This is a genomic window from Variovorax paradoxus, assembly GCF_024734665.1.
In the GTDB taxonomy this organism is placed as follows: Bacteria; Pseudomonadota; Gammaproteobacteria; order Burkholderiales; family Burkholderiaceae_C; genus Variovorax.
This window is the reverse complement of sequence record NZ_CP102931.1, coordinates 6,443,073-6,468,344: the sequence shown is the minus strand read 5'-3', so window position 1 is coordinate 6,468,344 and position 25,272 is coordinate 6,443,073. Positions and strand designations below refer to the sequence as shown.

Annotated in this window: 19 protein-coding genes; 10 read left to right on the top strand and 9 right to left on the bottom strand. The window is 68.6% G+C overall.

Annotated features, from left to right (window positions below):
• Window positions 1-83 precede the first annotated feature (83 nt).
• The 3 genes from NWF24_RS30230 to NWF24_RS30220 all read left to right on the top strand — a co-directional run bounded on the left by NWF24_RS30230 (window position 84) and on the right by NWF24_RS30220 (window position 9,097).
• A complete protein-coding gene (locus tag NWF24_RS30230; RefSeq protein ID WP_258351746.1) occupies window positions 84-1,592 on the top strand; it encodes a CoA-acylating methylmalonate-semialdehyde dehydrogenase in 1,509 nt (502 codons plus the stop codon).
• A gap of 156 nt (window positions 1,593-1,748) precedes the next feature.
• Complete coding sequence (locus tag NWF24_RS30225) at window positions 1,749-7,451, top strand: alpha-2-macroglobulin family protein (protein WP_258351745.1); 5,703 nt, start codon at window positions 1,749-1,751, stop codon at window positions 7,449-7,451.
• Window positions 7,452-7,459: 8 nt separating this feature from the next.
• Window positions 7,460-9,097 carry a GMC family oxidoreductase gene (locus NWF24_RS30220; protein ID WP_258351744.1) on the top strand — a complete coding sequence of 546 codons (1,638 nt, stop codon included), beginning with the start codon at window positions 7,460-7,462 and terminating at the stop codon, window positions 9,095-9,097.
• Here NWF24_RS30220 and tetR read toward each other — a convergent pair.
• Complete coding sequence (tetR, locus tag NWF24_RS30215; RefSeq protein ID WP_258351743.1) at window positions 9,039-9,728, bottom strand: tetracycline resistance transcriptional repressor TetR; 690 nt, start codon at window positions 9,726-9,728, stop codon at window positions 9,039-9,041. The two genes, NWF24_RS30220 and tetR, sit on opposite strands and share 59 nt — an antisense overlap.
• Window positions 9,729-9,796: 68 nt before the next feature.
• Between tetR and tet the strand changes: the two genes are divergently transcribed.
• Window positions 9,797-11,017, top strand: a complete 1,221-nt coding sequence (tet, locus tag NWF24_RS30210) for a Tet(A)/Tet(B)/Tet(C) family tetracycline efflux MFS transporter (protein ID WP_258351742.1) — start codon at window positions 9,797-9,799, stop codon at window positions 11,015-11,017.
• Between the two features lie 112 nt (window positions 11,018-11,129).
• Here tet and NWF24_RS30205 read toward each other — a convergent pair whose 3' ends face one another.
• From NWF24_RS30205 to NWF24_RS30175, 7 genes are read right to left on the bottom strand one after another with little or no spacing between them, the layout of a single operon-like run.
• The gene (locus NWF24_RS30205; RefSeq protein ID WP_258351741.1) at window positions 11,130-12,188 is read right to left on the bottom strand and encodes an ABC transporter substrate-binding protein; all 1,059 of its coding nucleotides are present in this window, start codon (window positions 12,186-12,188) and stop codon (window positions 11,130-11,132) included.
• Between the two features lie 21 nt (window positions 12,189-12,209).
• Window positions 12,210-13,364 carry an NAD(P)/FAD-dependent oxidoreductase gene (locus NWF24_RS30200; RefSeq protein ID WP_258351740.1) on the bottom strand — a complete coding sequence of 385 codons (1,155 nt, stop codon included), beginning with the start codon at window positions 13,362-13,364 and terminating at the stop codon, window positions 12,210-12,212.
• On the bottom strand, window positions 13,361-14,764 hold the full coding sequence (locus NWF24_RS30195) for an FAD/NAD(P)-dependent oxidoreductase (protein WP_258351739.1): 1,404 nt from the start codon (window positions 14,762-14,764) through the stop codon (window positions 13,361-13,363). Before NWF24_RS30195 ends, NWF24_RS30200 begins: the two co-directional genes overlap by 4 nt.
• Window positions 14,761-15,072 (bottom strand): (2Fe-2S)-binding protein, encoded by a 312-nt coding sequence (locus NWF24_RS30190; RefSeq protein ID WP_258351738.1) that lies wholly within the window; start codon window positions 15,070-15,072, stop codon window positions 14,761-14,763. The genes NWF24_RS30195 and NWF24_RS30190 overlap by 4 nt, the downstream gene beginning before the upstream one ends.
• Window positions 15,073-15,075: 3 nt before the next feature.
• Entirely contained in the window at window positions 15,076-15,870 is a 795-nt protein-coding gene (locus tag NWF24_RS30185; protein ID WP_093053612.1) for an ABC transporter permease, read from the bottom strand.
• Window positions 15,871-15,873: 3 nt separating this feature from the next.
• Complete coding sequence (locus NWF24_RS30180) at window positions 15,874-16,737, bottom strand: ABC transporter permease (RefSeq protein WP_258351737.1); 864 nt, start codon at window positions 16,735-16,737, stop codon at window positions 15,874-15,876.
• Window positions 16,734-17,807 (bottom strand): ABC transporter ATP-binding protein, encoded by a 1,074-nt coding sequence (locus NWF24_RS30175; RefSeq protein ID WP_258351736.1) that lies wholly within the window; start codon window positions 17,805-17,807, stop codon window positions 16,734-16,736. The genes NWF24_RS30180 and NWF24_RS30175 overlap by 4 nt, the downstream gene beginning before the upstream one ends.
• A gap of 217 nt (window positions 17,808-18,024) precedes the next feature.
• On the opposite strand from NWF24_RS30175, the gene NWF24_RS30170 reads away from it, so the two are divergent.
• The 6 genes from NWF24_RS30170 (at window position 18,025) to NWF24_RS30145 (ending at window position 24,918) form a co-directional block, all read left to right on the top strand.
• Window positions 18,025-18,891, top strand: coding sequence for an IclR family transcriptional regulator (locus tag NWF24_RS30170; RefSeq protein ID WP_258351735.1), 867 nt, complete (start codon window positions 18,025-18,027; stop codon window positions 18,889-18,891).
• Between the two features lie 14 nt (window positions 18,892-18,905).
• Complete coding sequence (locus NWF24_RS30165) at window positions 18,906-19,325, top strand: MAPEG family protein (RefSeq protein ID WP_258351734.1); 420 nt, start codon at window positions 18,906-18,908, stop codon at window positions 19,323-19,325.
• A gap of 127 nt (window positions 19,326-19,452) precedes the next feature.
• Window positions 19,453-20,991, top strand: a complete 1,539-nt coding sequence (gene amaB / locus NWF24_RS30160) for an L-piperidine-6-carboxylate dehydrogenase (RefSeq protein WP_258351733.1) — start codon at window positions 19,453-19,455, stop codon at window positions 20,989-20,991.
• A gap of 102 nt (window positions 20,992-21,093) precedes the next feature.
• A complete protein-coding gene (locus NWF24_RS30155; RefSeq protein WP_258351732.1) occupies window positions 21,094-21,993 on the top strand; it encodes an amino acid ABC transporter substrate-binding protein in 900 nt (299 codons plus the stop codon).
• Window positions 21,990-23,219, top strand: a complete 1,230-nt coding sequence (locus NWF24_RS30150; protein WP_258351731.1) for a pyridoxal phosphate-dependent aminotransferase — start codon at window positions 21,990-21,992, stop codon at window positions 23,217-23,219. The genes NWF24_RS30155 and NWF24_RS30150 overlap by 4 nt, the downstream gene beginning before the upstream one ends.
• Window positions 23,220-23,244: 25 nt before the next feature.
• Window positions 23,245-24,918 (top strand): thiamine pyrophosphate-binding protein, encoded by a 1,674-nt coding sequence (locus tag NWF24_RS30145; protein WP_258351730.1) that lies wholly within the window; start codon window positions 23,245-23,247, stop codon window positions 24,916-24,918.
• Window positions 24,919-24,953: 35 nt separating this feature from the next.
• Here the strand turns inward: NWF24_RS30145 and NWF24_RS30140 are convergent, their stop codons facing one another.
• Window positions 24,954-25,256 (bottom strand): hypothetical protein, encoded by a 303-nt coding sequence (locus NWF24_RS30140; protein ID WP_258351729.1) that lies wholly within the window; start codon window positions 25,254-25,256, stop codon window positions 24,954-24,956.
• Window positions 25,257-25,272: the final 16 nt, after the last annotated feature.

Sequence of the window (25,272 nt, the reverse complement as noted above, 5' to 3'; positions counted from 1 at the left end):
GCTTCATGGCTAGGCGCGGAACAAGGTGCTGCCTAAACTGACCGCACTCCTCCGCCAGCAAAGCCCTTTTCAAAGCCTTCCCCATGCCCACCTCCATCGACCACTTCATCGCCGGCAAGCCTGCCGTCAACACCTCCGGCCGCACGCAGGACGTGACCAACCCCGCCACCGGCGCCGTCACCGGCAAGGCCGGCCTGGCAGATGCCGCGCAAGTCTCCGTCGCCGTCGCCGCCGCGCAGGCCGCCTTCCCGGCCTGGGCCGACACTCCGCCCATCCGCCGCGCGCGCGTCATGTTCAAGTTCCTGCAGCTGCTCAACGAGCACAAGGACGAACTGGCCCACCTCATCACCGCCGAGCACGGCAAGGTCTTCACCGACGCGCAGGGCGAAGTCAGCCGCGGCATCGACATCGTCGAGTTCGCCTGCGGCATTCCGCAACTGCTCAAGGGCGACTTCACCGACCAGGTGAGCACCGGCATCGACAACTGGACGCTGCGCCAGCCGCTCGGCGTGGTCGCCGGCATCACGCCCTTCAACTTCCCGGTGATGGTGCCGATGTGGATGTTCCCGGTGGCCATTGCCGCGGGCAACACCTTCGTGCTCAAGCCCAGCCCGACCGACCCGAGCGCCTCGCTGCGCATGGCCGAGCTGCTGAAGGAAGCCGGCCTGCCCGACGGCGTGTTCAACGTGGTCCAGGGCGACAAGGCAGCCGTCGACGCGCTGCTCGAACATCCGGACGTCAAGGCCATCAGCTTCGTCGGCTCCACGCCCATCGCCAACTACATCTACGAAACCGGCGCACGCCACGGCAAGCGCGTGCAAGCCCTGGGCGGCGCGAAGAACCACATGGTGGTGCTGCCCGACGCCGACATCGACCAGACGGTCGACGCGCTGATCGGCGCGGGCTACGGCTCGGCCGGCGAGCGCTGCATGGCCATCAGCGTGGCGGTGCTGGTCGGCGACGTGGCCGACAAGATCATTCCCAAGCTCATCGAACGCACGAAGACGCTGAAGGTGCTCAACGGCACCAACCTTGCCGCCGAAATGGGCCCGATCGTCACGCGTGCCGCGCACGAGCGCATCACCGGCTACATCGACCTGGGCGAGAAGGAAGGCGCGAAGCTGCTGGTCGACGGCCGCGGCTTCGACGGCAGCAAGGCCGGCGAAGGTTGTGGCGACGGCTTCTGGATGGGCGGCACGCTGTTCGACAACGTCACGCCCGAGATGCGCATCTACAAGGAAGAAATCTTCGGCCCGGTGCTCAGCTGCGTGCGCGTGGCCAACTTCAAGGACGCGGTTGACCTCGTCAACGCGCACGAGTTCGGCAACGGCGTGAGCTGCTTCACCCGCGACGGCAACGTGGCGCGCGAATTCAGCCGCCGCATCCAGGTCGGCATGGTCGGCATCAACGTGCCGATCCCGGTGCCCATGGCCTGGCACGGCTTCGGCGGCTGGAAGCGCTCGCTGTTCGGCGACATGCACGCCTACGGCGAAGAGGGCGTGCGCTTCTATACCAAGCAGAAGTCCGTGATGCAGCGCTGGCCCGAGAGCATCGGCAAGGGTGCCGAGTTCGTGATGCCGACTGCCAAGTAATCAGATAAAAAAGCAAGCCCCCGGCCGCCGTTGCGCCGGGGCCTCCCCGATCCTTCGGGTTCTGAAACGTTTCTTCCGTAGAGTTCGCCATGACCGCCTAGAAACCCGGACGCATCTCGCGTCCAACATCAGAAGACCAGAGAGGACCGAGGAGACATGGCTGCGAACAACAACACGAGGACTTTCCGAAACCCGGCTTCGGCCGGCGGCGCGCTCTGGCGGCTGCTGGCCCTGGCCACGGCGCTCGTCGCGGCGCCGACGCTGCACGCGGCCAGCGTGCTCAGCGTGAGCCCGCAAGGCGAAGCGCGCGACGTGCGGCAGGTGGCTATCCGCTTCGATGCCGACATGGTGCCGCTGGGCCAGAGTGAAGGGGCCGAGCCCGCGAGCGTGCAGTGCTCGCCGCAGACGCCGGCAGGGCGCGCGCGCTGGATCGGTCCGCGCGCCTGGGCCTTCGAGTTCGAGAAAGATGTGCGTGGTGGGACGCGATGCAATGTCGTGTTCAAGGCTGGGCTGAAGACGCTGGCGGGCGAGGCGGTGACCACGCCGCCGGCCGCGAGCTTCGTGGCCGGCCCCCATGGTTTTTCTACTTCCTTTCCGGCCGAGGGCTCGCAGGTCGCGCCCGATCAGGTCTTCCTGCTGCGCCATTACGACCCCCAGCCCGTGGGTGATCCGCAGACGCTGGCGGCCGGCTTCACCTGCGAGCTGCGCGACGGCGACAAGGTGCAGAGCCAGCCGACAGAGCTGGTCACCGGGGCCGCCCTGACCTCGGCGCTGCGCGCAGCCCAGTCGGGTACCTACGCGTTGGCACTGCGCTGCGCGCAGCCGCTGCCCGAAGGCGTGCAATTGCGCTTGCGCCAGGTGCCCGTGGACGGTGCCGAGCCGAAGCTCTTCAACTACACCACTCGTCCGCGCTTCACCGCGCGTGTCGAGTGCACGGTGCTCGACTACCCCCAGGGACAGAAGGCCTGCGACCCGCGCCGGCCGGTCGAACTGACTTTCTCCGCCGGCATCGGCCTCATGAGGTCCGGCGGCATCCGCCTGACCGACGCGTCGGGCGCCGACCTGTCTTTCGATGCCGTCGACACGTGGCGCCGTGACGAGGTTCGGCAGTTGCGTGTGATGCCGCCGAAGGGCAGTTTTGGCGAGGGCACTCGCTTCACCGTGCGCCTGCCCGAGGACTTCCGCGACGTGCTCGGCCGGCCGCTGGTCAACGCGTCGGAGTTTCCCAAGACAGTCGAATTCGCTCGCCTGCCGCCATATCTGGGTGTGGCCAACTCTCTCGCCGTCATGCCGTGGCAAGCCGGCAAGTCCGACGCAGTGGCGGCCTTTGCCGTGCGCCGCGTCGAGAAGTCGGTGCCGCTGCGGCAATGGCGGCTCGGCGGCGAGATGGGCGTGGGCATCGAGGCCTACGCCATCGAACTGCTGCAGAACCAGCAGGCCGGCCAGTGGCCCACCGAACAGCTGAACGCCAAGGCAGGGGTACCGCGTACATCGACGTTGGCCACGCAGGGCGAAGGCATGGAATTCGTCGGCGTGCCGCTCGCCGCGCCCGGCTTGCACGTGGTGCGTGCTGACAGCGCCGCCTTCACGCAATACATCGACACGCGCCCGCTTGGTCCGAGCGAAACCCGGGATGCCTCGCCGCGCCAGCGCTATGCGGTGGTGCAAGCCACCAACCTCAACCCCGGCGCGAGCTTCGGCAATGCGGGCGCTTCGGTGATCTGGGTCACCGCGTTCGACAGCGCCAAGCCGGTGGCGGGCGCCGATGTGGCTGTGTACTCATGCAACCGCGAACTGCTCTGGCGCGGCAAGACCGATGCGCAGGGCCTGGCCCGGCCGGACGAAGCCTTGCGCGGCAAGCTGGCGTGCAGCAACAACACCCGTGCCGTGACGCCACGCTACGGTGGCGGCGGCAACAACAGCCCTTGGGTGGTGGTGCGCGCCGGCGACGACATGGCATTGATGCAGGTCTCGGCCGGGTGGAACGGCTTCTCCGCAGGCCGCGATGCGCAGAACATCCGCGCCCACACCGTGCTCGACCGCACGCTGTTCAAGGCGGGCGAGACCGTCAGCATGCAGCACGTCGTGCGGCTGCTCGAAAGCCGTGGCTTCGCGCTGCCGCCGGCGGGCACGCTGGATGTCGAGATTCGCTACAGCTGGAGCGACAAGGTGAACACGTCCAGTGTGCCGCTCGGCGCCGACGGCAGCGCCACCAGCCAGTGGACGATCCCGGTCGACGCCAAGCTCGGCAACTACACCGTGTTGGTGTTGCAGGGCGGCCGGCAGCTGGCCAGTGCGCAGTTCCAGGTCGAGGAGTTCCGCACGCCGGTGTTCGACAGCGAACTGCGCACCAAGGCGCTGTGGGAGCGCGACGCTCAGCTCGCGGTGGTCGATGCGCGGCTGAGCTACTTCGCCGGCGGCGCCGCGGCCGGGCTGCCGGTGACCGTGCAGCAGGGCTGGGCGCGCCAGGTGCAAGGCCCGCAGCCCGGCTACGCGTTCTACGACGAAACGCTCGATGCCGCGCCTGCCATGCCGTCGTCCATTCCACCGCAAGCCACGAAGCTCGATGCCGCCGGCAGGACGCAGCTGCGGCTCAAGGCGCCATCGCTGGAACGACCGATGCTGCTGCAGACCGAGCTGAAGTTCCAGGACCCCAACGGCGAAACCCAGACCGTCGGCGCCAGCACCATGCTGTGGCCCGACCGCATGAAGCTCGGCCTGCGCGTGCGGGCGAAAGACCGGGATCGGCCGCAGGCCATCGAAGGCATTGCCCTCGACGACCAGAACCGGCCGGTGGCCGACGAGCCCGTGAGCGTGCGCGTCAAGCCGGTGCAGCGGAACTGGAACAGCGGGCAGACGCGAGTCACCGACCTCGGCCCCGAGGTGGATGTGTGCAGCACCCGCACCGACGCGCAAGGGCGGTGGGCCTGCGATTGGCAGCTACCCGCCGCGGTGTCGGGCCAGCAGGTGCCCGAGCAATGGCTGTTCAGCGCGAGCGCCAGCAGCCTGAAGCACAGCCGCGCCGTCGTGCGCACCGACATGCTGCAGTACCGCTGGACACTGGGCTGGCAGGAGGCGCTGGCCCGCTCGGCGCTGCAGCTGGAGAACGGACCGTCCTTCGGCCCTGGCGAGACCGCCATCGTGGTCGCGCGTCCCGAGCGTCTGCCGGCGAACCTGCTGCTCACCGTGGAACGCGAAGGTGTGATGGCCGCAAGCGTGCATGTGATCACCGCGATGGCGCAGCGCATCGAACTGCCGCTGACCGCGCAACATGCGCCCAACGTGCATCTGGCGGCGCGCTATGTGTATCCGCTGCAGGACGCAGGCAAGGACGCACCGCTGGCGAGCGTGCAGCGAGCCGAGGTGCCGGTGCGTCCCGACGCGTGGACGCTTTCCGTCGGTTTGCGTCCCGAGGCTGCGACGGCGCGGCCGCGCACGCAGCTACCGATGGAAGTCGCGGTGCGCGATGTCGCCGGCCAGCCCGTGGGTGGCGCGCGCGTGACACTGGTCGCGGTGGACCAGGCCCTGCTGGCGCTCAAGCCCAATGGCACCTGGGCGCTGGCCCGGGCGATGTTCGCGGCGCGTGGCAACTCGGTCACCAGCACGGCGCTCGATGCCCGCCTGTTGCGCCGGGTCGAGCTCGGTCTGCAGCCGCAGCACCGGCCGGACGACGAGGCCGCGCGCGGCTTGTTCGGCGTCGTACCGGGCGCTCCGGCCCCGGTCGCGGCCGCCGCGATGCGCGCCTCGAAGCCGGACGCGCCGGACGAGCCGCCCCCGCGCACTGACCTCTCCTCCCTCATCCTCTGGCGCACCGACCTGCGCACCGACGCCCAAGGCATCGCCCGCGCTACCGTCCCGCTCAACGACGCGCTCACCCAGTTCCGCATCGTCGCCATCGCCAGCGCGGGCGAGGCGCAGTTCGGCCAGGGCGAAACCACCATCACCAGCACGCAGCCACTGCAGATCTTCAGTGGCCTGCCCGAGCTGCTGCGCGCGGACGACGCCATCGTGCAGAAGCTCAGCCTGCGCAACACGGGTGAGTCGCCGCTCGCCGTGGTGCTCAAGGCCGAGGCCGTCGTCGAGCCCAATGGCGAATTGTCCGGCGCACGCGATGTAGTGCCCGCCGATGCATTGGCCGCGCGCGGCCTGAAGATCGAGCGCCGCGTGCAGCTCGCGGTCGGCCAGACGCAGGAAGTGTTGTGGCCTGTCGCCGTGCCCGGTGGCGCCGGCACGCTGCGCTGGCGCATCAGTGCGCAGGGTGGTGAAGAACGCGACGCGCTGGAAGTCACGCAGCGCGTGGTGCCAGCACTGACCGCCACGGTGCGCCAGTCGACGCTGCTGTCGGTCGCCGACGCGGGCGCCGTGCCCGTTGTGCAGCCGCGCGATGCGGTGCCGCTCACAGGCGGCGTGCGCGTCGCGCTGCAGTCCAGCCTCGTCGATGCGGCACTCGCCGAATCGACGCGCTGGATGGCGCAGTACCCGTACAGTTGCCTCGAGCAGCAGAGCTCGCGCTACGTGTCGCTTGACGACCGCGCGAGCTGGGACAAGCTGATGACCCAGTTGCCCAAGTACATCGACGGCAAGGGGCTGGCGCGCTACTTCCCCGAGTCCTCGCTGTCCGGCAGCGAGATGCTCACCGTGCAGCTGCTCGACCTCGCCCACGCCAAGAGCTGGCCGGTGCCCGAGGCCCCACGCCGCCAGATGCTCGACGCGCTCGATGCCCTGCTGCAGGGCCGCCTGGCCGCGCAAGACTGGGCGCCGCGCAATTACCTGGAGCCGCAGCAGCTCGCCGCGCAGGCAACGCTGGTGGAGCACGGCCGCGCGAAGATCGTGGTCAAGCCCAAGGCGCTCGATGCGCTCTCGGCCCAGTCGCTGGTCGACTGGTCGCGCGCGCTCATGGCGATGCCCGCCGATGCCGAGCGCGACGCTGCACTGAAGGAAGCCGGCGCGCAGCTGCGCAGCCGCTTCGACGTGCAAGGCACGCGCCTGCGCTGGCGCGACGAATCGGCTCAGCACTGGTGGTGGTTCATGTGGAGCGGCGACAGCACCGCCGCGCGCATGGCCCTGCTCGCGCAGCAATGGGCCGAGACCGATGCAAGCTGGAAGGCCGATGCGCCGCTCATCACGCAGGGGCTGGTCGGCCGCCAGAGCGCAGGCCGTTGGAGCACCACCACCGGCAATGCCTGGAGCACGGTCGCGCTGCGCCGCTTCCAGCAGCAGTTCGAGGCGGGCCCGGTCGATGGCGTGACGCGCGCCACGCTGGGCCGCACCACGCGCGACGCCACATGGGCCGATGCCAAGGCCCCGAGCATGCTGCTGCCCTGGCCCGCGCAAGGCGCCCGAGGCACGCTGCAGTTGCGCCACGAAGGCAGCGGCAAGCCGTGGGCCACCATCAGCACGCTGGCAGCAGTGCGCAACACGCAGCCCGTCACCAACGGCCTCGTGGTGCGCCGCAGCGTCACGCCAGTCGAGCAGAAGCGCAAGGGCCAGTGGTCGGTGGGCGACGTCTACCGCGTGCGGCTGGATCTCGAGTCGACCGCCGAGCAGACCTGGGTGGTGGTGCGCGACGCCGTGCCCTCGGGCGCGAGCCAGCTCGGCCGCGGCCTGGGCCGCGAGAGCAACCTCGCGCAGCGCGGCGAAACCAGCGAGGGCTGGGCCTGGCCCAGCTACATCGAACGCGCCACCGACAGCTACCGCGCGTACTTCCGCTATGTGCCGCGCGGCAACTGGCGCGTGGAATACACCGTGCGGCTGAACAACGCGGGCGACTTCAAGCTGCCCCCGGTGCGCGTGGAAGCCATGTACGCGCCTGAAGTTTTCGGCGAGGGCACCGCCCAGACCATGACCGTGAAACCCTGAGAAAAAAGATGAGAGACAACGACAACACCTTCGACTACATCATCATCGGCGCGGGCACCGCCGGCTCGCTCATGGCGAACCGGCTCAGTGCCGACAAGAGCAAGCGCGTGCTGCTCATCGAGGCAGGCCGCAAGGACGACTACCACTGGATCCACATCCCGGTTGGCTACCTCTACTGCATCGGCAATCCGCGCACCGACTGGCTCTACAGCACCGAGCCCGACGCTGGCCTCAACGGCCGCGTGCTGCGCTATCCGCGCGGCAAGACGCTCGGGGGCTCGTCGAGCATCAACGGCATGATCTACATGCGCGGCCAGTCGCGCGATTACGAGCACTGGGCCGATCTCACCGGCGACGACGACTGGCGCTGGCAGAGCGTGCTGCCGGCCTTCAAGAAGCACGAAGACTTCTACCTGGGCGCCGACGAGATGCACGGCGCCGGCGGCGAGTGGCGCATCGAGAAGCAGCGCCTGCGCTGGGACATCCTCGACGCCTTTGCCGAAGCCGCCTCACAGGCCGGCGTGCCGCACACCGCCGACTTCAACCGCGGCAACAACGAGGGCGTGGGCTACTTTCAGGTCAACCAGAAGAACGGCTGGCGCTGGAACACCGCCAAGGCCTTCCTGCGGCCGACCTGCTATGGCAGGCCCAACTTCGAGCTCTGGACCGGCGCGCAGGTGTCGCGCCTGCTGTTCGAGACGCTGCCCGACGGTACGCGCCGCTGCACCGGCGCCGAGGTTTGGAACGGCAGCGAGATGACCACCGCGCACGCTTCGCGCGAGGTGATCCTGAGCGCGGGTGCCATCGGCTCGCCGCAGATCCTGCAGCTCTCGGGCATCGGCCCGGCCGACCTGCTGCGCCAGCACGGCATCGATGTGGTGCTCGACGCGCCAGGCGTCGGCGCCAACCTGCAAGACCATCTGCAGATTCGCGCGGTCTACAAGATCGAAGGCGCGCCCACGCTCAACGTGATGGCTTCGTCGATGGTCGGCAAGGCGAAGATCGGCCTCGAATATCTGCTCAAGCGCAGCGGCCCGATGAGCATGGCACCGTCGCAGCTCGGTGCCTTCACGCGCAGCTCGCCCGATCGCGAATGGCCCAACCTGCAGTACCACGTGCAGCCGCTGTCGCTCGACGCCTTCGGCGATCCGCTGCACAGCTTTCCGGCTTTCACCGCGAGCGTGTGCAATCTCAATCCGACCAGCCGGGGCTCGGTGCGCATCAAGAGCAAGCGTTTCGAAGACGCGCCGGCCATCGCGCCCAACTACCTGAGCACCGAAGAAGACCGGAAGGTGGCGGCCGATTCGCTGCGCGTCACGCGCCGCATCGCCGAGCAGCCCGCGCTTGCCAAGTACAAGCCGCAGGAGTGGAAGCCCGGCGTGCAGTACCAGACCGACGAAGACCTCGCGCGCCTGGCGGGCGACATCGCCACGACCATCTTCCATCCGGTCGGCACCACGAAGATGGGCGCCGAGAGCGACCCGATGGCCGTGCTCGATTCGCAGCTGCGGGTGCGCGGGATTCAGGGCCTGCGCGTGGTGGATGCGGGCGCGATGCCGACCATCACCAGCGGCAACACCAACAGCCCTACGCTGATGATGGCGGAGAAGGCCGCCGGCTGGATTCTCGGCGGAGCCGGGGGCTAGCCTCGGCGGCCTGGCCCTTGCCCGCGAGGCGCGCCTTCGCGCCTTCGAGCATCAGGTCGACGCCGATCTCGAACAGCGCGTCGGGCCCGGCCCGGCGGTAGTGGGCGAACGCCTCGGCCAGCAGCGGACGCGAGGCCGCGGCGGCATCGAGCACCTGCTGCTGCGCTGCCGCGTCAGGCGGCGTCGCCTGCTGCTCGAGCACGCAGCCTACGGTGTAGCGGCCCAGCGCGATCAACAGCGTCATCGCCTGCGTCGCCGGCACGCCCAGGTTGACCACGGCCGCGAGTTGAGCCTCGACCATGTCGAGGTCGCCCGGATCGGGCTCGGAGCCGGCATGCAGCCGCGCGCCGTCTCGCCGCGCCAGCAGCGCGCGGCGGAAGCTGTGCGCGTTCTCGCGCAGGAACCCGTCCCAGGTCTCGCCAGGCAGCGGCAGCTTGCGCCCGTGGGCGCGGTGCAGGATCTCGCTGTTCATCGCGTCGAGCAGCGCCCGCTTGTTCTTGAAATGCCAGTACAGCGCGGGCTGCTGCACGCCGAGCCGCTCGGCCAGCAGCCGGGTGCTGAGCTTGTCCATGCCGACCTCGTCGAGCAGCGCGAGCGCTGCCTCGAGGATCACTTCGCGGTCCAGTTTCATGTCGATGTCGATGCCAGTTCGGGTGGGTACTTCACAGCCTGGAATTTATCGCTGATAATCCCTTATCAATGATAAATTCCAACAGTTCTTTACCTTCTTTCGCGACGAACGGCCGCCACGCGCAGTTCGTGATCCTCGCGATCGTCACGCTCGACGCTATCGGCATCAGCCTGGTCATGCCGATCGTGCCGAGCCTGCTGCGCGAGGTCGGCCACACCGGCGACCTCGGCTGGCACTTCGGCGCCTTTCTCTCGCTCTATGCGCTGATGCAGTTCCTCTGCGCGCCCGTGCTCGGCGCGTTGAGCGACCGCTTCGGCCGCCGGCCGGTGCTGCTGGCTTCGGTGCTGGGCGCGGCTGTCGACGCGCTCTTCATGGCCTTCGCGCCTTCGCTGTGGATGCTGTTCGTGGGCCGCGCGATCGCAGGAATGACGGGCGCGAGCATGGCGGTGGCCTCGGCGGCCATTGCCGACCTCACGCCCGAGCACCAGCGCGCGCGCTGGTTCGGCCGCATGGGCGCCTGCTTCGGCCTGGGCTTCATCGCCGGGCCGGCGATCGGCGGCGTGCTCGGCGACCACGGCGTGCGGCTGCCGTTCATCGCGGCCGCACTGCTCAATGGCGTGACCTTTCTCGTGGGGCTGCTGGTGTTGCGCGAGTCGCGCCCGCCGGCACTCGCGTCGCAGCCCTTCGACCGCGGCGTGCTGCATCCGCTCGCGCCGCTGCGCTGGGCCGCGAGCTTTCCCGCGCTGCTGCCCTTGCTCGGCGTGTTCCTGCTGCTCGTGCTCGTGGGCGAAGTCGCCGGCACGACCTGGGTGCTCTACGGCCAGGACCGCTACGCCTGGAACGGCACCATGGTCGGCCTCTCGCTGGCGGTCTTCGGCCTGCTTCATGCGCTGGTGCAGGGCTTCGTGGCGGGACCGCTGGTCGAGCGCTGGGGCGAACGCGCAGCCATCGCCGTCGGCACCATCGCCGACGGCACGGGCTATGCGCTGATCGCCTTCGCCACGCAGGGCTGGATGGTGATCGCACTGCTGCCGCTGCTGTGCATGGGCGGCGTCTGCGCACCCGCGCTGCAGGCGACGCTCTCGGCGCGCGTGGGCGAGGCGCAGCAGGGGCGCCTGCAGGGCGTGCTCGCGAGCATCACCAGCCTAGCCGCGGTGTTCGGCCCGCTGCTGATCAGCCCGCTCTACTTCGCGTTCCGCACGCGCTTTCCCGGCATCGTGTGGCTGGCGGGGGCGTCGCTCTACCTGCTGTGCCTGCCGGTGCTGCTGCGCAGGACAGCCCGGCAATAGCTCCCGTCCAACACCAGAAACACCGAGGAACCGGCTTTGCCGGGCCTCAGGTGTTGCCCCCGGTAGGGGGTTGGCGCAGCGACACGAAGTGCGCGCAGCCTGGGGGCGAGCCCTATTTTTCGATCGTCTTGTTCCAGCGGGCGTTCCACGCCGGGCGATTGGCGTTGATGCTTTCCCAGTCGATGGTGACCGCAGTCTTCATCCACTTGTTGATGTCCGCCACCTGCGCCGCACCTTCGCCCACGGCCGGGGCCTTGGGGTTGGTCGGGATCTGCGCGCCGTACTGCAGCACATTGGCCTGCGCCAACGGGCTCAGCAGGAACTCGGCGAGCTTCTGCGACAGCTCGGGCTCGCTGTTGTTGGCGATCACGCACTGGCCGACCATGAGCACCACCGCGCCTTCCTTGGGCGGTGCGTACTCGACCGGAATGCCCTTGGTCTTGAGTGCGGCCACGGCCGTGGGCGTTAGCGGGAAGATCGCCGCCTCGCCGGTCTGAACCATCTCCGAAAGCTTGGCCGAACTCGGGATGTACTCCAGCACGTTCGGCCCGATCGTGGTGGGCCACGCCTTGAAGCCCGGCTCCACGTTCTTGTCGTTGCCGCCCTGGATGCGGTTGAACATCAGGAAGCCGTGCAGCCCGAAGGACGAGGACGACATCGACTGGAACACCACCTTGCCCTTGTACTTGGGGTCGGCCAGGTCCATCCACGAGGTGGGCGGGGCCCAGCCCTTTTCCTTGAACATCTTGGCGTTGTAGGCAAGGCCCGTCATGCCCAGGCTCACGCCGCTGGCCATGTCGTCCTTGAAGCGTGCGGCCGGGTAGATCTCGCTGAGCGACTGGCTGGGCTTCTGCTTCTGGCACAGGCCCATGCCGATGGCGCGCACCATCACGCCGTCGTCCAGGAACATCACGTGCATCTGCGGCCTGTCCTTGTTGGCCTGCGCCTTCGCGAGGATGTCGGACGAAGTGCCGGGCACCACCACCACCTTGGCACCGTAGGCCTTCTCGAAGGCGGGGAAGACGTACTGCGTGTACGCCTTCTCCATGGTGCCGCCGTTCATGCCGATGTAGATGGTCTTGGTCTGCGCGCTGGCGCTGCCGGCGGCTGCGAGCAGTGCTGCTGCCAGAGGAAGGAGGAGGAAGAAGGGGGACCTGGCGGTGCGGGACATGGTGATGCTCTCCAATCAAGTTCAGGTGGGGAAAACGGTGGCAGGTGAAGAAACGGGTTGTTCGTCGAAGCGCTCGATGGCGAAGGCGTCGATGGGCGTGTCGGTGCGCCCGTCGCGCGCCAGCTCGGCCAGCACCTCGCCGGCGGCCGGGCCGATCTGGAAGCCCGCGCCCGAGAAGCCGAAGCCGTGGAACAGGCCGGGCGTGGTGCGGCTGGGCCCGAGCACCGGTTCGCGGTCGGGCAGGTAGCCCTCGGTGCCGCCCCAAGTGCGGATGATGTGCGCATGGCGCAGCACGGGCAACAGTTCCACGGCCTGCATCGCGAGCGTGGCGATGGCGTCGCGCTCGGCGCGCGCGCGTTCGGCATCGAGCGTGATGCCCGTGCCGCCGCCGAGCACGAGATTGCCACGCGCCACCTGCCGGCAGTAGATGCCGCCGCCTTCCACGCCAAGGCTCCATTGCATGAAATGAGGTACCGGCTCGGTCACGGCCATCACGGGGCTGCGCGCGCGCAGCGGCGGCGTCTCGTCGAACTGGCTGGCGATGGCGCCGGCCCAGGCGCCCGCGCAGTTGAGCAGCACGGGGGCCTGCACTTCGAGCGCATTGCCGCTGCGCACCATGAACATGGCGCCGTCATGTGCGACTTCGTCGACCTTGTGGCGCTCGAAGATCTGCGCGCCCGCGCGCTGCGCCGCGAGTGCGAAGGCCGGCGACACCAGGCGCGGATTGGCCTGCCCGTCTTCTGCGCACAGCGAGCCGCCCACGGCGCGCGTGCCGAGCCAGGGGCATTGCTCGCGCAGGCGCGCACCGGAGATCAGCTCCAGGCCCAGGTCGAAGTCGCTGCTCAGCGCGCGGTAGCGTTCGAGCGAAGCCATGTCCGATTCGCTGCGCGCGATCTTGAAATGGCCCGAGCGGATGTATTCGCCGTCGGTGCCCAGCAGTTCGGGCAGCTGGCCCCAGATGCGGTGCGCGCGCTGCGTCAGCGGCAGCTGGCTCAACGACCGACCCTGCCGGCGTACGCCGCCGAAGTTCACGCCGCTGGAGCGCGAGCCGCAGAGGTCGCGCTCCAGCAGCACCACGCCAAGGCCCATGCGGCGCAAGGCCAATGCGGCCGAAGAGCCGACGATGCCGCCGCCAACGATGGCGACGTCGGTCTGCAGCTTCTTGATCGTGCTCATGCGCCGGCTCCCTCGGCGGGCACGAGCATGATCGGAATCGGCTTGATCGGCGCCTGCCCGCGCAGCCTGCCGACCTGCTGCAGCGGCTGGCCCGTGGCGTGCGCGAGGATCTCCGCCGCCGCCACGCCGCACATGCGGCCCTGGCAGCGGCCCATGCCGACGCGCGACAGCGCCTTCAGGCGGTTCATCTCGTCGGCGCCGGCGGTGGCGACGGTCTGGCGCAGCGTGCCGGCCGTGATGTTCTCGCAGCGGCAGATCACGAGGTCGTCGCTCGCGTGCGCGGCCCAGTCCTGCGGCACGGGGAAGGCGCGTTCGAGGCCCTGGCGGAATTTGGTGAGCTTGTCGAGCTTGCGTTCGAGTTCGGCGGCGCGTGTTGTGTCGACGGTCACGCCGTTGTCCGCCAGCAGCGCCAGTGCAGCGCGTTCGCCGGCCCACTCGGCCGCGTCAGCGCCCATGATGCCGGCGCCATCGCCCGCGAGGTACACACCTTCGACGCTGGAGCGCCCCGCCGCATCGCGCACCGGCAGGTGCGCGCGGTGCATCGGCGCGTAGTCGAATCGGCAGCCGAGCAGGTCGGCGAGCTGCGTTTCGGAGCGCAGCGCGTAGCCGAAGCCGACGGCGTCGCAGACCAGCGTGCGTTCTTCATTGCCGTCTTGCCATGCCACGCCGGTGACGCGGCCCTGCGCTTCGTCGCCGAGCACGCGCAGCGGCCGCACGCCGCTGTGCAGCGCCACGCCGTGCGCGCGCAGCCAGCCCACGTAGTACACGCCCTTCGCGAACACCGCAGGCTGCGTCAGCATCGCGGGCGAGGCGGCGATCTGGTCGGCCAGGCGCGCGGTGTCGAGCACCGCGGCCACCTCTACGCCAGCCTTCGCGTACTGATACGCCACCAGATACAGCAGCGGCCCGGTGCCCATGAACACCACGCGCTGCCCGATGGCGCAGCCCTGGAACTTGAGCGCGACCTGCGCGCCGCCGAGCGTGTAGACGCCGGGCAGCGTCCAGCCCGGCACCGGCAGCACGCGGTCGGTGGCGCCGGTCGCCACGATGAGATGGCTGTACGGCACGCGGCGGGTGCTGCACGTCGGGTTGTGCATCACGTCGAGCCGATGGTCCTGTGCGTTCCACACGAGGCTGTCGGGGTGGTGGTCGATGCGGCCCTGCAGTGCGTCGAAGGCCGCGTGCACGGCGTCGGCGCGCTTCGACTCGAAGCCGTAGAGTGTTCGCGCAGTGCGCTGTGCCAACACGGTGGGCGGGCGGCGGTAGATCTGCCCGCCGGCGCGCGAGGCTTCGTCGATCAGCACGGGCCGCAGGTCATGCGCCACCAGCGTCTGCGCCGCGCGCACGCCGGCCGGGCCAGCGCCGACGATCACGGGGCGGATTTCGCTTGCCGTCGTCATGCGCCGTTCCTTCCCGTGACCAGCGCCATGCCGGGCGCGATGAAGGTCGAGCAGGCGCGCAGCCGTTCGCCTTCGCCGGTGGAGATCCAGCAGTCCTGGCAGGCGCCCATCATGCAGAAGCCCGCGCGCGGCAGGTTGCTGAATTCGTTGCGGCGCAGCTGGGCGCATTGCGTGAGCACGGCCGTAAGCACGGTGTCGCCAGCGAGTGCGCCCGCAGGCGCGCCGTCGAGGGTGAAGGGCACTGCCTCGCGACCGGTGGTCTCGGCAACGCGGTGCAGCAGGGCGTTTGAAGTCGTCGTTGTCGTCATTGCTTATCTGCGTCCCACCAGCACGCGGTCGAGTCCGTAGACACGGTCGAGCAGCACCATCGCAAAGGCCGTGATCGCCACCATCAGCGCCGACACAGCCGCCATCAGCGGATCGATCGACTCGGTCGCGTACATGTACATGCGCACCGGCAGCGTCACCGTGCTCGGCGCGGTGACGAAGATCGACATCGTCACTTCGTCGAAGCTGTTGATGAACGACAGCATCCAGCCGCCCGTCACGCCCGGCAGGATCATCGGCAGCGTGATGCGGCGGAACACCGTGGCCTGGCTCGCGCCCAGCGACAGCGCGGCCTGCTCGGCGCTGCGGTCGAAGCCCACCAGCGCCGCCACCACCAGCCGCAGCGTGTAGGGCGTGACGATGAGTGCATGCGCCATCACCAGCCAGCCGAAGCTGCCCGTGCCGCCGACCAGCGCGAACAGCCTCAGCAGCGCCACGCCCAGCACCAGGTGCGGCACGATCAGCGGCGATAGGAACAGGCCGTTGAGAAAGTTGCGCCCCGGAAATTCATAGCGCGTGATCGCCATGCCGGCCGGCACCGCGAGCAGCGTGGCGATGGTGGCCGAGCTCAGCGCGAGCCACAGGCTGTTCCAGAACGACTGCATGAAGTCGGGGTGCGCGAACACCGCCTTGAACCAGCGCAGCGAGAAATGCGTGGTCGGAATGGTCAGCGTGTTCTCGGGCGTGAACGCCACGATGCACACCACCACCAGCGGTGCCAGCATGAAGACGATGACGAGCGCGTTGAACGCGAGGGCGATGGGGCCGTTCTTGTTCATGGCTCAGCCCAATGCCTTCTTGTAGCGGCCTTCGACGAGGCGGTTGTAGCTGAGCATCACGACGAGATTGGCCACCAGCAGAACCAGCGCCACGGCTGCGCCGAGCGGCCAGTTCAGCTCGCTCAGGTATTCGTCATAGACGATGGTCGCGACCATCTTCAGCCGACGCCCGCCCAGCAGCCCCGGAATCGCGAACGAACTCGCAGCCAGGCCGAACACGATCAGGCTGCCCGAGAGAATGCCCGGCATCACCTGCGGCAGCACGATGCGCCGCAACGTGGTGAAGGGCGTGGCGTTGAGCGAGAGGGCCGCGTTCTCGACGCCGGGGTCGAGCTTCTGCAGCGAAGTCCACACCGGGATCACCATGAACGGCAGCATCACGTGCACCAGCGCAATGACCACGGCCGTGCTGGTGTAGAGGATCTTCACCGGCCCGATGCCGAGCAGGCTCAGCAGACCGTTCACCGCGCCTTCGGGCCCGAGCAGCATGCTCCAGCCGAAGGCGCGCACCACCACCGACACCAGCAGCGGCGCGAGAACCACCAGCAGCAGCACCGAGCGCCACGGGTTGCGCATGCGGCTCAGCACATAGGCCTCGGGTGCGCCGACCAGCACGCAGATCAGCGTGACCAGCGCCGAGACCCAGAAGGTGCGCCAGAAGATGCCGAGGTAGTACGAGTCGGAGAACACCAGCGCGTAGTGCGCGAGCGTGAACTCGCCGGACTTCGGGCCGGTGGCCGGGTCGTACACGTTGAACGACAGCACCGCCGTGAGCGCGAGCGGCACCAGCAGCAGCGCGGTGAACAGCAGCAGCGCGGGGCCGGAGAGCCACCACGGGGTGGCCTTGCTCTTCAATGCGCTGCTCATGCTGCAACGGCCTTTTCTTCCGCAGGCAGCAGCCGCATGCAGTGCGCCGGCCAGTCGAGGCCTGTGCGGCTGCCTTCTTCGAGCGCTTCGCGCCCGTCGTTGGGGCTCAGCACAGTGAGGTCTCCCACGGAAGTGGCCACGCGGTAGAGCCACTGGCTGCCGAGGAAGAAGCGCTCCTGCACCTCGCCGTCGAGGCGGCCCCGACCAGGCGGCACGAGCTGCAGTTTCTCGGGCCGCACGCTCAGCAGCGCGGCGGCGTCGACGCTGAAGCCCGTGTCGTCCACGTCGAGCGAGAGCGCGCCGACCTCGACGCAGGTGCGCGTGGCGCCACTGTTCGAAACGCGGCAGTCCAGCAGGTTGGCCTTGCCCACGAAGGTCGAGATGAAGCGCGTGCTCGGGTGTTCGTACACGCGCTGCGGGTGGTCGATCTGCGTGGCGCAGCCGCCTTCCATGACCACCACGCGGTCGCTGATCGACATGGCCTCGCTCTGGTCGTGCGTGACCATCACCGTGGTGGTGCCGACCTTGCGCTGGATCTGGCGCAGCTCGAACTGCATTTCCTCGCGCAGCTTGGCGTCGAGGTTGGACAGCGGCTCGTCGAGCAGCAGCACCGGCGGCTCGATCACCAGCGCGCGCGCCAGCGCCACGCGCTGCCGCTGGCCGCCCGAAAGCTCGCGCGGATAGCGCCCGGCATGCGCTTCGAGGTGCACCAGCGCCAGCGCCTGCTTCACGCGCTCGATGCGCTCGGCCTTGGGCATCTTGCGCATCTCGAGGCCGAAGCTCACGTTGTCGGCCACCGTCATGTGGGGGAACAGGGCGTAGGTCTGGAACACGATGCCCAGCCCGCGCGTGTTGGCCTTGGCATGCGTGATGTCCTTGCCCGCGAGCTCGATGCGGCCGCTGCTCACGGCCTCGAAGCCCGCAATCATCTGCAGCGTGGTGGTCTTGCCGCAGCCCGAGGGGCCGAGCAGCGAGACGAACTCGCCCTTTTCCACAGTGAGGCTCATGGCCGACACCGCGCGGGTGGCGCCATAGAACTTGGTCACGTCGGTAAGCCGGAGGAATGACATGGAACGGGCCTTTCTTCGGGGGCGAAAAGATGGCTTCAGGCACCTTGTTTCACCTTGGTGCGGGCCATGGACAGCTTGCTGCTCTTAATTCACTCTATTGCAACGATTGCGCCAGATCGCCTCGGGTATTCCATTAATCAGAATCTTTCTTCAATTTATTCCGATCAATGGAATATGATGGCTGCGATTGATACATCGGATTCCACAGGAGCAAGGTATGGAGACCTCTTCGGCGTCGCCGGCGGCCAGCGGCGGCGTGCCGCGCGTCTTTTCGGTGATCCGCGCGCTCGGCGCGGTGCAGGCCGAAGGCGGCCGCGTGACCCAGATCGCACGATCCGTGGGCCTCACCCAGGCCACCACGCACCGTTTGCTGCAATCGCTCATGGCCGAAGGCATGGTCGAGCAGGACGAGCGCAGCAAGCTCTACCGGCTGAGCATCGATTTCTTCGCGCTCGCCGCGAGCGCTGGCAACCCGGGCGACCTGCGTTCTATCTGCCGGCCGGTGCTGCTGCGCCTGTGCGCGAGCCTGGGCGACAGCATCTTTCTATTGGCGCGCAGCGGCTTCGACGCGGTGTGCCTCGACCGTAGCGAAGGGCCGTTCCCCATTCGCTCGTTCACCGGCGACATCGGCGGGCGCATCGCGCTGGGTGTAGGGCAGGGCGCGCTGGCGATCCTGGCCTTCCTGCCCGAGGCCGAGCGCGAAGAGGTGATCCGCTTCAACCTGTCGCGCGTGCGCGAGTACGGCGTGTACGACGAGGTGTACCTGCGCACCGAGATCGAGCGCGTGCGGCAGCAGGGCTACGCGGGGCGCAACACCGGCCTGCTCGAAGGCATGGCCGGCGTGGCCGTGCCGATCCTCGACCGCGAGGGGCGCGCGGTGGCGGCACTGAGCGTGGGCACGATTGCCGACCGGCTCAATGCGGACCGCATGCCGACGGTGGTCGAACTGCTCAAGCGCGAGGCGGCGGCCATCGGGCCGAAGATCAATCCGTTCGATGCGACGTTGAGGAGGCCGGCGCAGAGCTTGGCGGGGTCACCGGCGAGCCAGAAGATTTCGTTGCCCGAGGCGCCTGGGCCAGGCTGAGCAAGGAACCTCCTATGAACAACCCCTCGATCCTCTACCCCGTATTCGCCCTCGCCGGCCTCACCGGCCTGGTGCTGCTGCTCATCCCCATCGTGCGCATCCGCGCGGTGCGGCGCCGCGAGGTCCGGGGCATCGATTTCAAGCTGGGCGAATCGGCGGCGGTGCCCGACGCCGTGCGCATCCCGAACCGCAACTACATGAACCTGCTGGAGCTGCCGGTGCTGTTCTATGTGGTGTGCCTGCTGTTTTACGTGGCGGTGCTTCCCACGCCCGGGGCCATCTGGCTGGCCTGGGTGTACGTCGGCCTGCGCGCGCTGCACAGCGTGGTGCACCTGACCTACAACCACGTGATCCACCGGCTGGTGCTGTTCGCCGCGAGCAACAGCGTGCTGGTGGTGTTGTGGGTTCTCGCGGCCACCCGGTTGGTGCGCTAGCCGCACATGAACCGTGCGAGTTCATTCCTGAAACGCATCAGGTCCTTCCATATTTTCACTAGGCAAGCGCGCGGGATTCGCAGATATTGACCGGGTCCTCCTTTCTCCTCCTTCCCGGAGCGCGTCCATGTCCGAAGCCAACACCTCCCCCTCCGTCGCCACCGAAGTCGAACAGCTGCTGCAGCGCCTGGGCGTGCCCCCCGAGGCCCACACCGGCGGCGAGCTGACGGTGCGTTCGCCCGTCAGCGGCGAGGTGATTGCGCAGGTGCCGCAGACCTCGCCGGCCGAGGCCACCGCAGTCATCGGCCGTGCGCACGAGGCCTTCAAGGCCTGGCGCAACGTGCCGGCGCCGCGCCGCGGCGAGCTGGTGCGCCTGCTGGGCGAAGAGCTGCGCGCCGCCAAGCGCGACCTGGGCCTGCTCGTGACGCTGGAGGCGGGCAAGGTCCCGTCCGAAGGCGCGGGCGAGGTGCAGGAAATGATCGACATCTGCGACTTCGCGGTCGGTCTCTCGCGCCAGCTCTACGGCCTCACGCTGGCCACCGAGCGCGCCGAGCACCGCATGATGGAAACCTGGCACCCGCTGGGCGTGTGCGGCGTGATCTCGGCCTTCAACTTTCCCGTGGCCGTGTGGTCGTGGAACGCGGCGCTGGCGCTGGTGTGCGGCGACTCGGTGGTGTGGAAGCCGTCTGAAAAAACGCCGTTGACCGCGCTGGCCGTGCACGCCATCGCGCAGCGCGCCATCGAACGCTTCGGCGACGCGCCCGAAGGCCTGCTCGGCCTGCTGCTGGGCCAGCGCGACGTCGGCGAGGTGCTGGTCGACGACCACCGTGTGCCGATTCTCTCGGCCACCGGCTCGACCGCCATGGGCCGGCAAGTGGGGCCGAAGCTGGCCGCACGCTTTGCCCGCGCCATTCTCGAACTCGGCGGCAACAACGCTGCCATCGTCACGCCCTCGGCCGACCTCGACCTCGCCCTGCGCGGCATCGCCTTCGCGGCCATGGGCACGGCCGGCCAGCGCTGCACCACGCTGCGTCGCCTGTTCGTGCACGAGAGCGTGTACGACCAGCTGGTGCCCAAGCTCGCCAAGGTCTACGGCAACGTGCAGGTCGGCGACCCGCGCGAGGCCGGCACGCTGGTCGGTCCGCTGATCGACCGCGCGGCCTTCGATGGCATGCAGAAGGCACTCGGTGAGTGCCGCGAGATCGGCGCCAAGGTGCACGGCGGCCAGCGCGTCGAAGGCATCGGCACGAAGGACGCCTACTACGTGCGCCCCGCGCTGGTCGAGCTGAAGTCGCATGAAGGCCCGGTGCTGCGCGAGACCTTCGCGCCCATCCTGTACGTGGTGCGCTACAGCACGCTCGACGAAGCCATCGAGCTGCACAACGCAGTGGGCGCGGGCCTGTCGTCGTCGATCTTCACGCTGAACATGCGCGAGGCCGAGCGCTTCATGTCGAGCGCGGGTTCGGACTGCGGCATCGCCAACGTCAACATCGGTCCGAGCGGCGCGGAGATCGGTGGCGCCTTCGGTGGCGAGAAGGAAACGGGCGGCGGCCGCGAAGCCGGCTCCGACAGCTGGAAGGCGTACATGCGCCGTGCCACCAACACCATCAACTACTCCACTGCCTTGCCGCTCGCGCAAGGCGTGACCTTCGACATCGGCGACTGATCGCCCCCGGTTCGTTCGAGCTTGCCGCGCAGCGTTTGGCTGCGGCGGCAGGCGGGCGGCTGCATGCATTCACCAAAAAACCATAACCAGGAGACAGAGAACATGAGCATTCCCTTCAAGACAGTCGCGGCCGCCACGCTGCTCGCATTCGCATTCGGTGCCATCGCGCAGACCCCCGCCACCGGCACCCTCGACAAGATCAAGACCAGCGGAAAGGTCGTGCTCGGCGTGCGCGAAGCCTCGCCGCCCATGGCCTACATGCTCGGCGCGGGCGACAAGTACGTGGGCTACCACGTCGAGCTGTGCGAGCGCGTGCTGAAAGACATCGCGCCCACGGCCAGGCTCGAATACATGGCCGTGACCGCGCAGAACACCATCTCGCTGGTGCAGAACGGCACGCTCGACATCGGCTGCGGCCCCACCACCAACAACACCGCGCGCCAGCAGCAGGTGGCCTTCGCGCTCACCACCTACGTGAGCGAAGTGCGCATGGCCACCAAGGTCGATTCGGGCATCACCACGCTCGACCAGCTCGCGGGCCGCAACGTGTCGGCATCGACCGGCACCACTGCGGTGCAGCTGCTGCGCAAGCGCGAGCGCGCGCAGAACGTCTCGTACAACACCATGCTCGGCAAGGACCACCTCGAAAGCTTCCTGCTGATGGAGTCGGGCCGCGCCGATGCCTTCGTGCTCGACGACAACCTGCTGGCCGGGATCATCGCGAACTCGAAGAACCCCGCGGGCTACCGCATCGTGGGCGACGCGCTGGGCTCGGAGCCGATCGCGCTGCTGTTCCGCAAGGACGACCCGGCCTTCAAGACCGCGGTGGACGATTCGCTGCGTCGCATGATGAAGAGCGGCGACCTCGAAAAGATCTACACCAAGTGGTTCGTGGCGGCCATTCCGCCGAAGAACACGAGCCTGAACCTGCCGATGAGCCCGGCGCTGAAGCAGCTGATGCTCGAACCCAACGACAAGCCACTGGAGGCCTACGCCAAGTGACAGCAGATACCGTTGCCCCTCTCGCTTTTCAGCCAGCGCAGCGCGTGCGCGCCATCGGCGTCTCGGAGATCCTGCGCATCACCGACCACGCCAACGCCCTTAAGCGCGCGGGCCGTCCGGTGATCGTGCTGGGCGCGGGCGAGCCTGACTTCGACACGCCGCAGAACGTGCGCGAGGCCGCAGTGCGCGCCATAGGGCGCGGCGACACACGCTACACGGTGCTCGACGGCAGCCCGGCGATGAAGGCGGCGGTGCAGCTCAAGTTCAAGCGCGACAACGCGCTCGACTTTGCTCTTGACGAAATCAGCGTGAGCGCAGGCGCCAAGCAGGTGATCTTCAACGCGCTGATGGCCAGCCTGAACCCCGGCGACGAGGTGATCCTGCCCGCGCCGTACTGGACCTCGTACGCCGACATCGTGCAGATCTGCTGCGGCGTGCCCGTGGCCGTGGCGTGCACCGGGGAGAACGGTTTCCGGCTCGATGCCGCGCAACTCGAAGCGGCCATCACGCCGCGCACGCGATGGCTGTTCATCAACTCGCCGTCGAACCCGAGCGGCGCGGCCTACAGCGCAGCGCAGCTGAAGCCGCTGTGCGAGGTGCTGCTGCGGCATCCGCAAGTCTGGGTGCTGGCGGACGACATCTACGAACACATCCTCTACGACGGGCTGGCGTTCGCGACACCGGTGGCCGTGGAGCCGCGCCTGCGCGAACGCACGCTGACCATCAACGGCGTGTCGAAGGCCTACGCAATGACTGGCTGGCGCGTGGGCTACGGCGCCGGGCCGCGCGCGCTGATCGCGGCCATGGCCGTGGTGCAGAGTCAGACGACTTCCTGCCCCTCGTCGATCAGCCAGGCCGCGGCCATCGAGGCGCTGACCGGGCCGCAGGACATCGTGGCCGAGCGCTGCGCCGACTTCCAGGCGCGGCGCGACTTCGTGGTCGCCGCGCTGAACCGAGCGCCGGGGCTGCACTGCCGCGTGCCGGAAGGCGCGTTCTATACCTTCGCGAGCTGCGCCGGCGTGCTCGGCAAGCGCACCCGAGGCGGCGCGCTGTTGCAGACCGACAGCGACTTCTGCCGCTACCTGCTGCAGGACTTCGAGGTGGCGGTGGTGCCGGGCAGCGTGTTCGGGCTGGCGCCGTACTTCCGCATTTCGTATGCGACGTCGATGGCGCAGCTGGAAGAGGCGTGCGCGCGCATCATCGCTGCCTGCGCCGCGCTCGAATGACCTCCTTCATTTCATTGGAAAACGCATGACCTCACCCCGCACCGGCGGCCAGATCCTGGTCGACCAGCTCATCACCCACGGCGTCAAGCAGCTGTTCTGCGTTCCCGGCGAAAGCTTTCTTGCCGTGCTCGACGCGCTGCATGACGCATCCATCGACGTGACCGTGTGCCGCCAGGAAGGCGGCGCGACGATGATGGCCGAGGCGCAGGGCAAGCTCACCGGCAAGCCCGGCGTGTGCTTCGTCACGCGCGGACCGGGCGCCACCAACGCGGCGGCCGGCGTGCACATCGCGCACCAGGATTCGACGCCGCTGCTGCTGTTCGTCGGCCAGGTCGCGCGCGATGCGCTGGGCCGCGAAGCCTTCCAGGAGCTCGACTACGGCGCGGTGTTCGGCACCATGGCCAAGTGGGTGGTGCAGATCGACGAGCCGGCGCGCGTGCCCGAGCTGGTATCGCGCGCCTTCCATGTCGCAACCTCGGGTCGGCCCGGTCCTGTGGTTATCGCGCTGCCCGAAGACATGCTGACCGAGGCCGCGACAGTGGCCGACGCGCAGCCCTACGCGGTGACGGAAACCCATCCCGGTGCAGCGCAACTCGCAGAGCTGCAGCAGCGGCTGTCGCAAGCGCAGCGCCCCGTCGTCATCCTGGGCGGCAGCCGCTGGTCGGAGAAGGCCACGCAGCAGTTCGCGGATTTCGCGGCCGCGTTCTCGCTGCCCGTGTACTGCTCGTTCCGCCGCCAGATGCTGATGTCGGCCGAGCACCCCTGCTACGCAGGTGACCTGGGCCTGGGCGCCAACCCGCGCATGCTGGAGCGCATCCGCAACGCTGACCTCGTGCTGCTGGTCGGCGGGCGTTTGTCGGAAGTGCCGTCGCAGGGCTACGAGTTGCTGGCCATTCCGCAGCCGAAGCAGGCGTTGGTGCATGTGCACGCCGACGCCGACGAGCTCGGCAAGCTCTACCGCCCGGCGCAGGGCATTCACGCCACGCCGCAGGCTTTTGCCGAGGCCGTGTCCACGCTGCGCCCCGCGCAGACGCCGGCCTGGCAGGCAGAAACGAAGACCGCCCGCGAAGACTTCCTGCGCTGGAGCGACCCGGCTCCCATCCGCATTCCCGGCCCGCTGCAGATGGGCGAGGTCATGCAGCACCTGCGCGAAGTGCTGCCGGCTGACACCATCTTCTGCAACGGCGCAGGCAACTTCGCCACCTGGGTGCACCGCTTCTGGCCGTTTCGTGCCTACGCCAGCCAGCTCGCCCCCACCAGCGGCTCGATGGGCTACGGCCTGCCGGCCGGCGTCGGTGCCAAGCGGCTGTGGCCGCAGCGCGAAGTGGTCGTGTTCGCGGGCGATGGCGATTTCATGATGCACGGCCAGGAGTTCGCGACGGCCGTGCAGTACGGCCTGCCCATCATCGTGGTGCTGCTCGACAACGCCATGTACGGCACGATCCGCATGCACCAGGAAAAGCACTACCCCGGCCGCATCAGCGCCACGCAGTTGAAGAACCCGGACTTCCGTGGCTATGCCGAAGTGTTCGGCGGCCACGGCGAGCGCGTGACCAGCACCGAAGAATTCGGCCCCGCACTGGCTCGTGCGCGTGCCAGCGGCAAGCCGGCCATCCTGCATTGCCTGCTCGATCCGGAAGCGATCACCCCGGGAAGCACGCTGCAGTCGATTCGCAAGGCAGCGCTGGCTGCAAGCTGAGCACCCGGTGTCATTCGCACGCACCCCGAAAAGACCTAGCGCAACCCACCCACATAGCGAGGCGGCGGCGTAGGCGGCGTCCCATCAGGCTGCCGCGCCGCCAACCGCGCAGCGCGCGCCAGCGGCTCCATCGCCTGCTCCAGCCGCATCGCCAGTTGGTAAAGCTCCTCGTCCTTGGTATCAGCAGCGTGCGCGCGCGTCATGCGCACGATCTCGGCGGCGTACTCGGCGTTGGTCGCCATCCACTCGGTGTCGGTCACGCGCCCATGCTTTCGCCGCAGCGCCACGTGAAGGCGGGCAGCAAGGGCGATGCGTTCGCTTTCGGACATGGATGGCATGGTTCCTCCGTCGGTG

Bases quoted from the DNA above. Each gene is read 5' to 3' on its own strand.
- NWF24_RS30230 (WP_258351746.1), top strand. From the start codon at position 84: ATGCCCACCTCCATCGACCACTTCATCGCCGGCAAGCCTGCCGTCAAC.
- NWF24_RS30225 (WP_258351745.1), top strand. From the start codon at position 1,749: ATGGCTGCGAACAACAACACGAGGACTTTCCGAAACCCGGCTTCGGCC.
- NWF24_RS30220 (WP_258351744.1), top strand. From the start codon at position 7,460: ATGAGAGACAACGACAACACCTTCGACTACATCATCATCGGCGCGGGC.
- tetR (WP_258351743.1), bottom strand. From the start codon at position 9,728: ATGAAACTGGACCGCGAAGTGATCCTCGAGGCAGCGCTCGCGCTGCTC.
- tet (WP_258351742.1), top strand. From the start codon at position 9,797: ATGATAAATTCCAACAGTTCTTTACCTTCTTTCGCGACGAACGGCCGC.
- NWF24_RS30205 (WP_258351741.1), bottom strand. From the start codon at position 12,188: ATGTCCCGCACCGCCAGGTCCCCCTTCTTCCTCCTCCTTCCTCTGGCA.
- NWF24_RS30200 (WP_258351740.1), bottom strand. From the start codon at position 13,364: ATGAGCACGATCAAGAAGCTGCAGACCGACGTCGCCATCGTTGGCGGC.
- NWF24_RS30195 (WP_258351739.1), bottom strand. From the start codon at position 14,764: ATGACGACGGCAAGCGAAATCCGCCCCGTGATCGTCGGCGCTGGCCCG.
- NWF24_RS30190 (WP_258351738.1), bottom strand. From the start codon at position 15,072: ATGACGACAACGACGACTTCAAACGCCCTGCTGCACCGCGTTGCCGAG.
- NWF24_RS30185 (WP_093053612.1), bottom strand. From the start codon at position 15,870: ATGAACAAGAACGGCCCCATCGCCCTCGCGTTCAACGCGCTCGTCATC.
- NWF24_RS30180 (WP_258351737.1), bottom strand. From the start codon at position 16,737: ATGAGCAGCGCATTGAAGAGCAAGGCCACCCCGTGGTGGCTCTCCGGC.
- NWF24_RS30175 (WP_258351736.1), bottom strand. From the start codon at position 17,807: ATGTCATTCCTCCGGCTTACCGACGTGACCAAGTTCTATGGCGCCACC.
- NWF24_RS30170 (WP_258351735.1), top strand. From the start codon at position 18,025: ATGGAGACCTCTTCGGCGTCGCCGGCGGCCAGCGGCGGCGTGCCGCGC.
- NWF24_RS30165 (WP_258351734.1), top strand. From the start codon at position 18,906: ATGAACAACCCCTCGATCCTCTACCCCGTATTCGCCCTCGCCGGCCTC.
- amaB (WP_258351733.1), top strand. From the start codon at position 19,453: ATGTCCGAAGCCAACACCTCCCCCTCCGTCGCCACCGAAGTCGAACAG.
- NWF24_RS30155 (WP_258351732.1), top strand. From the start codon at position 21,094: ATGAGCATTCCCTTCAAGACAGTCGCGGCCGCCACGCTGCTCGCATTC.
- NWF24_RS30145 (WP_258351730.1), top strand. From the start codon at position 23,245: ATGACCTCACCCCGCACCGGCGGCCAGATCCTGGTCGACCAGCTCATC.
- NWF24_RS30140 (WP_258351729.1), bottom strand. From the start codon at position 25,256: ATGCCATCCATGTCCGAAAGCGAACGCATCGCCCTTGCTGCCCGCCTT.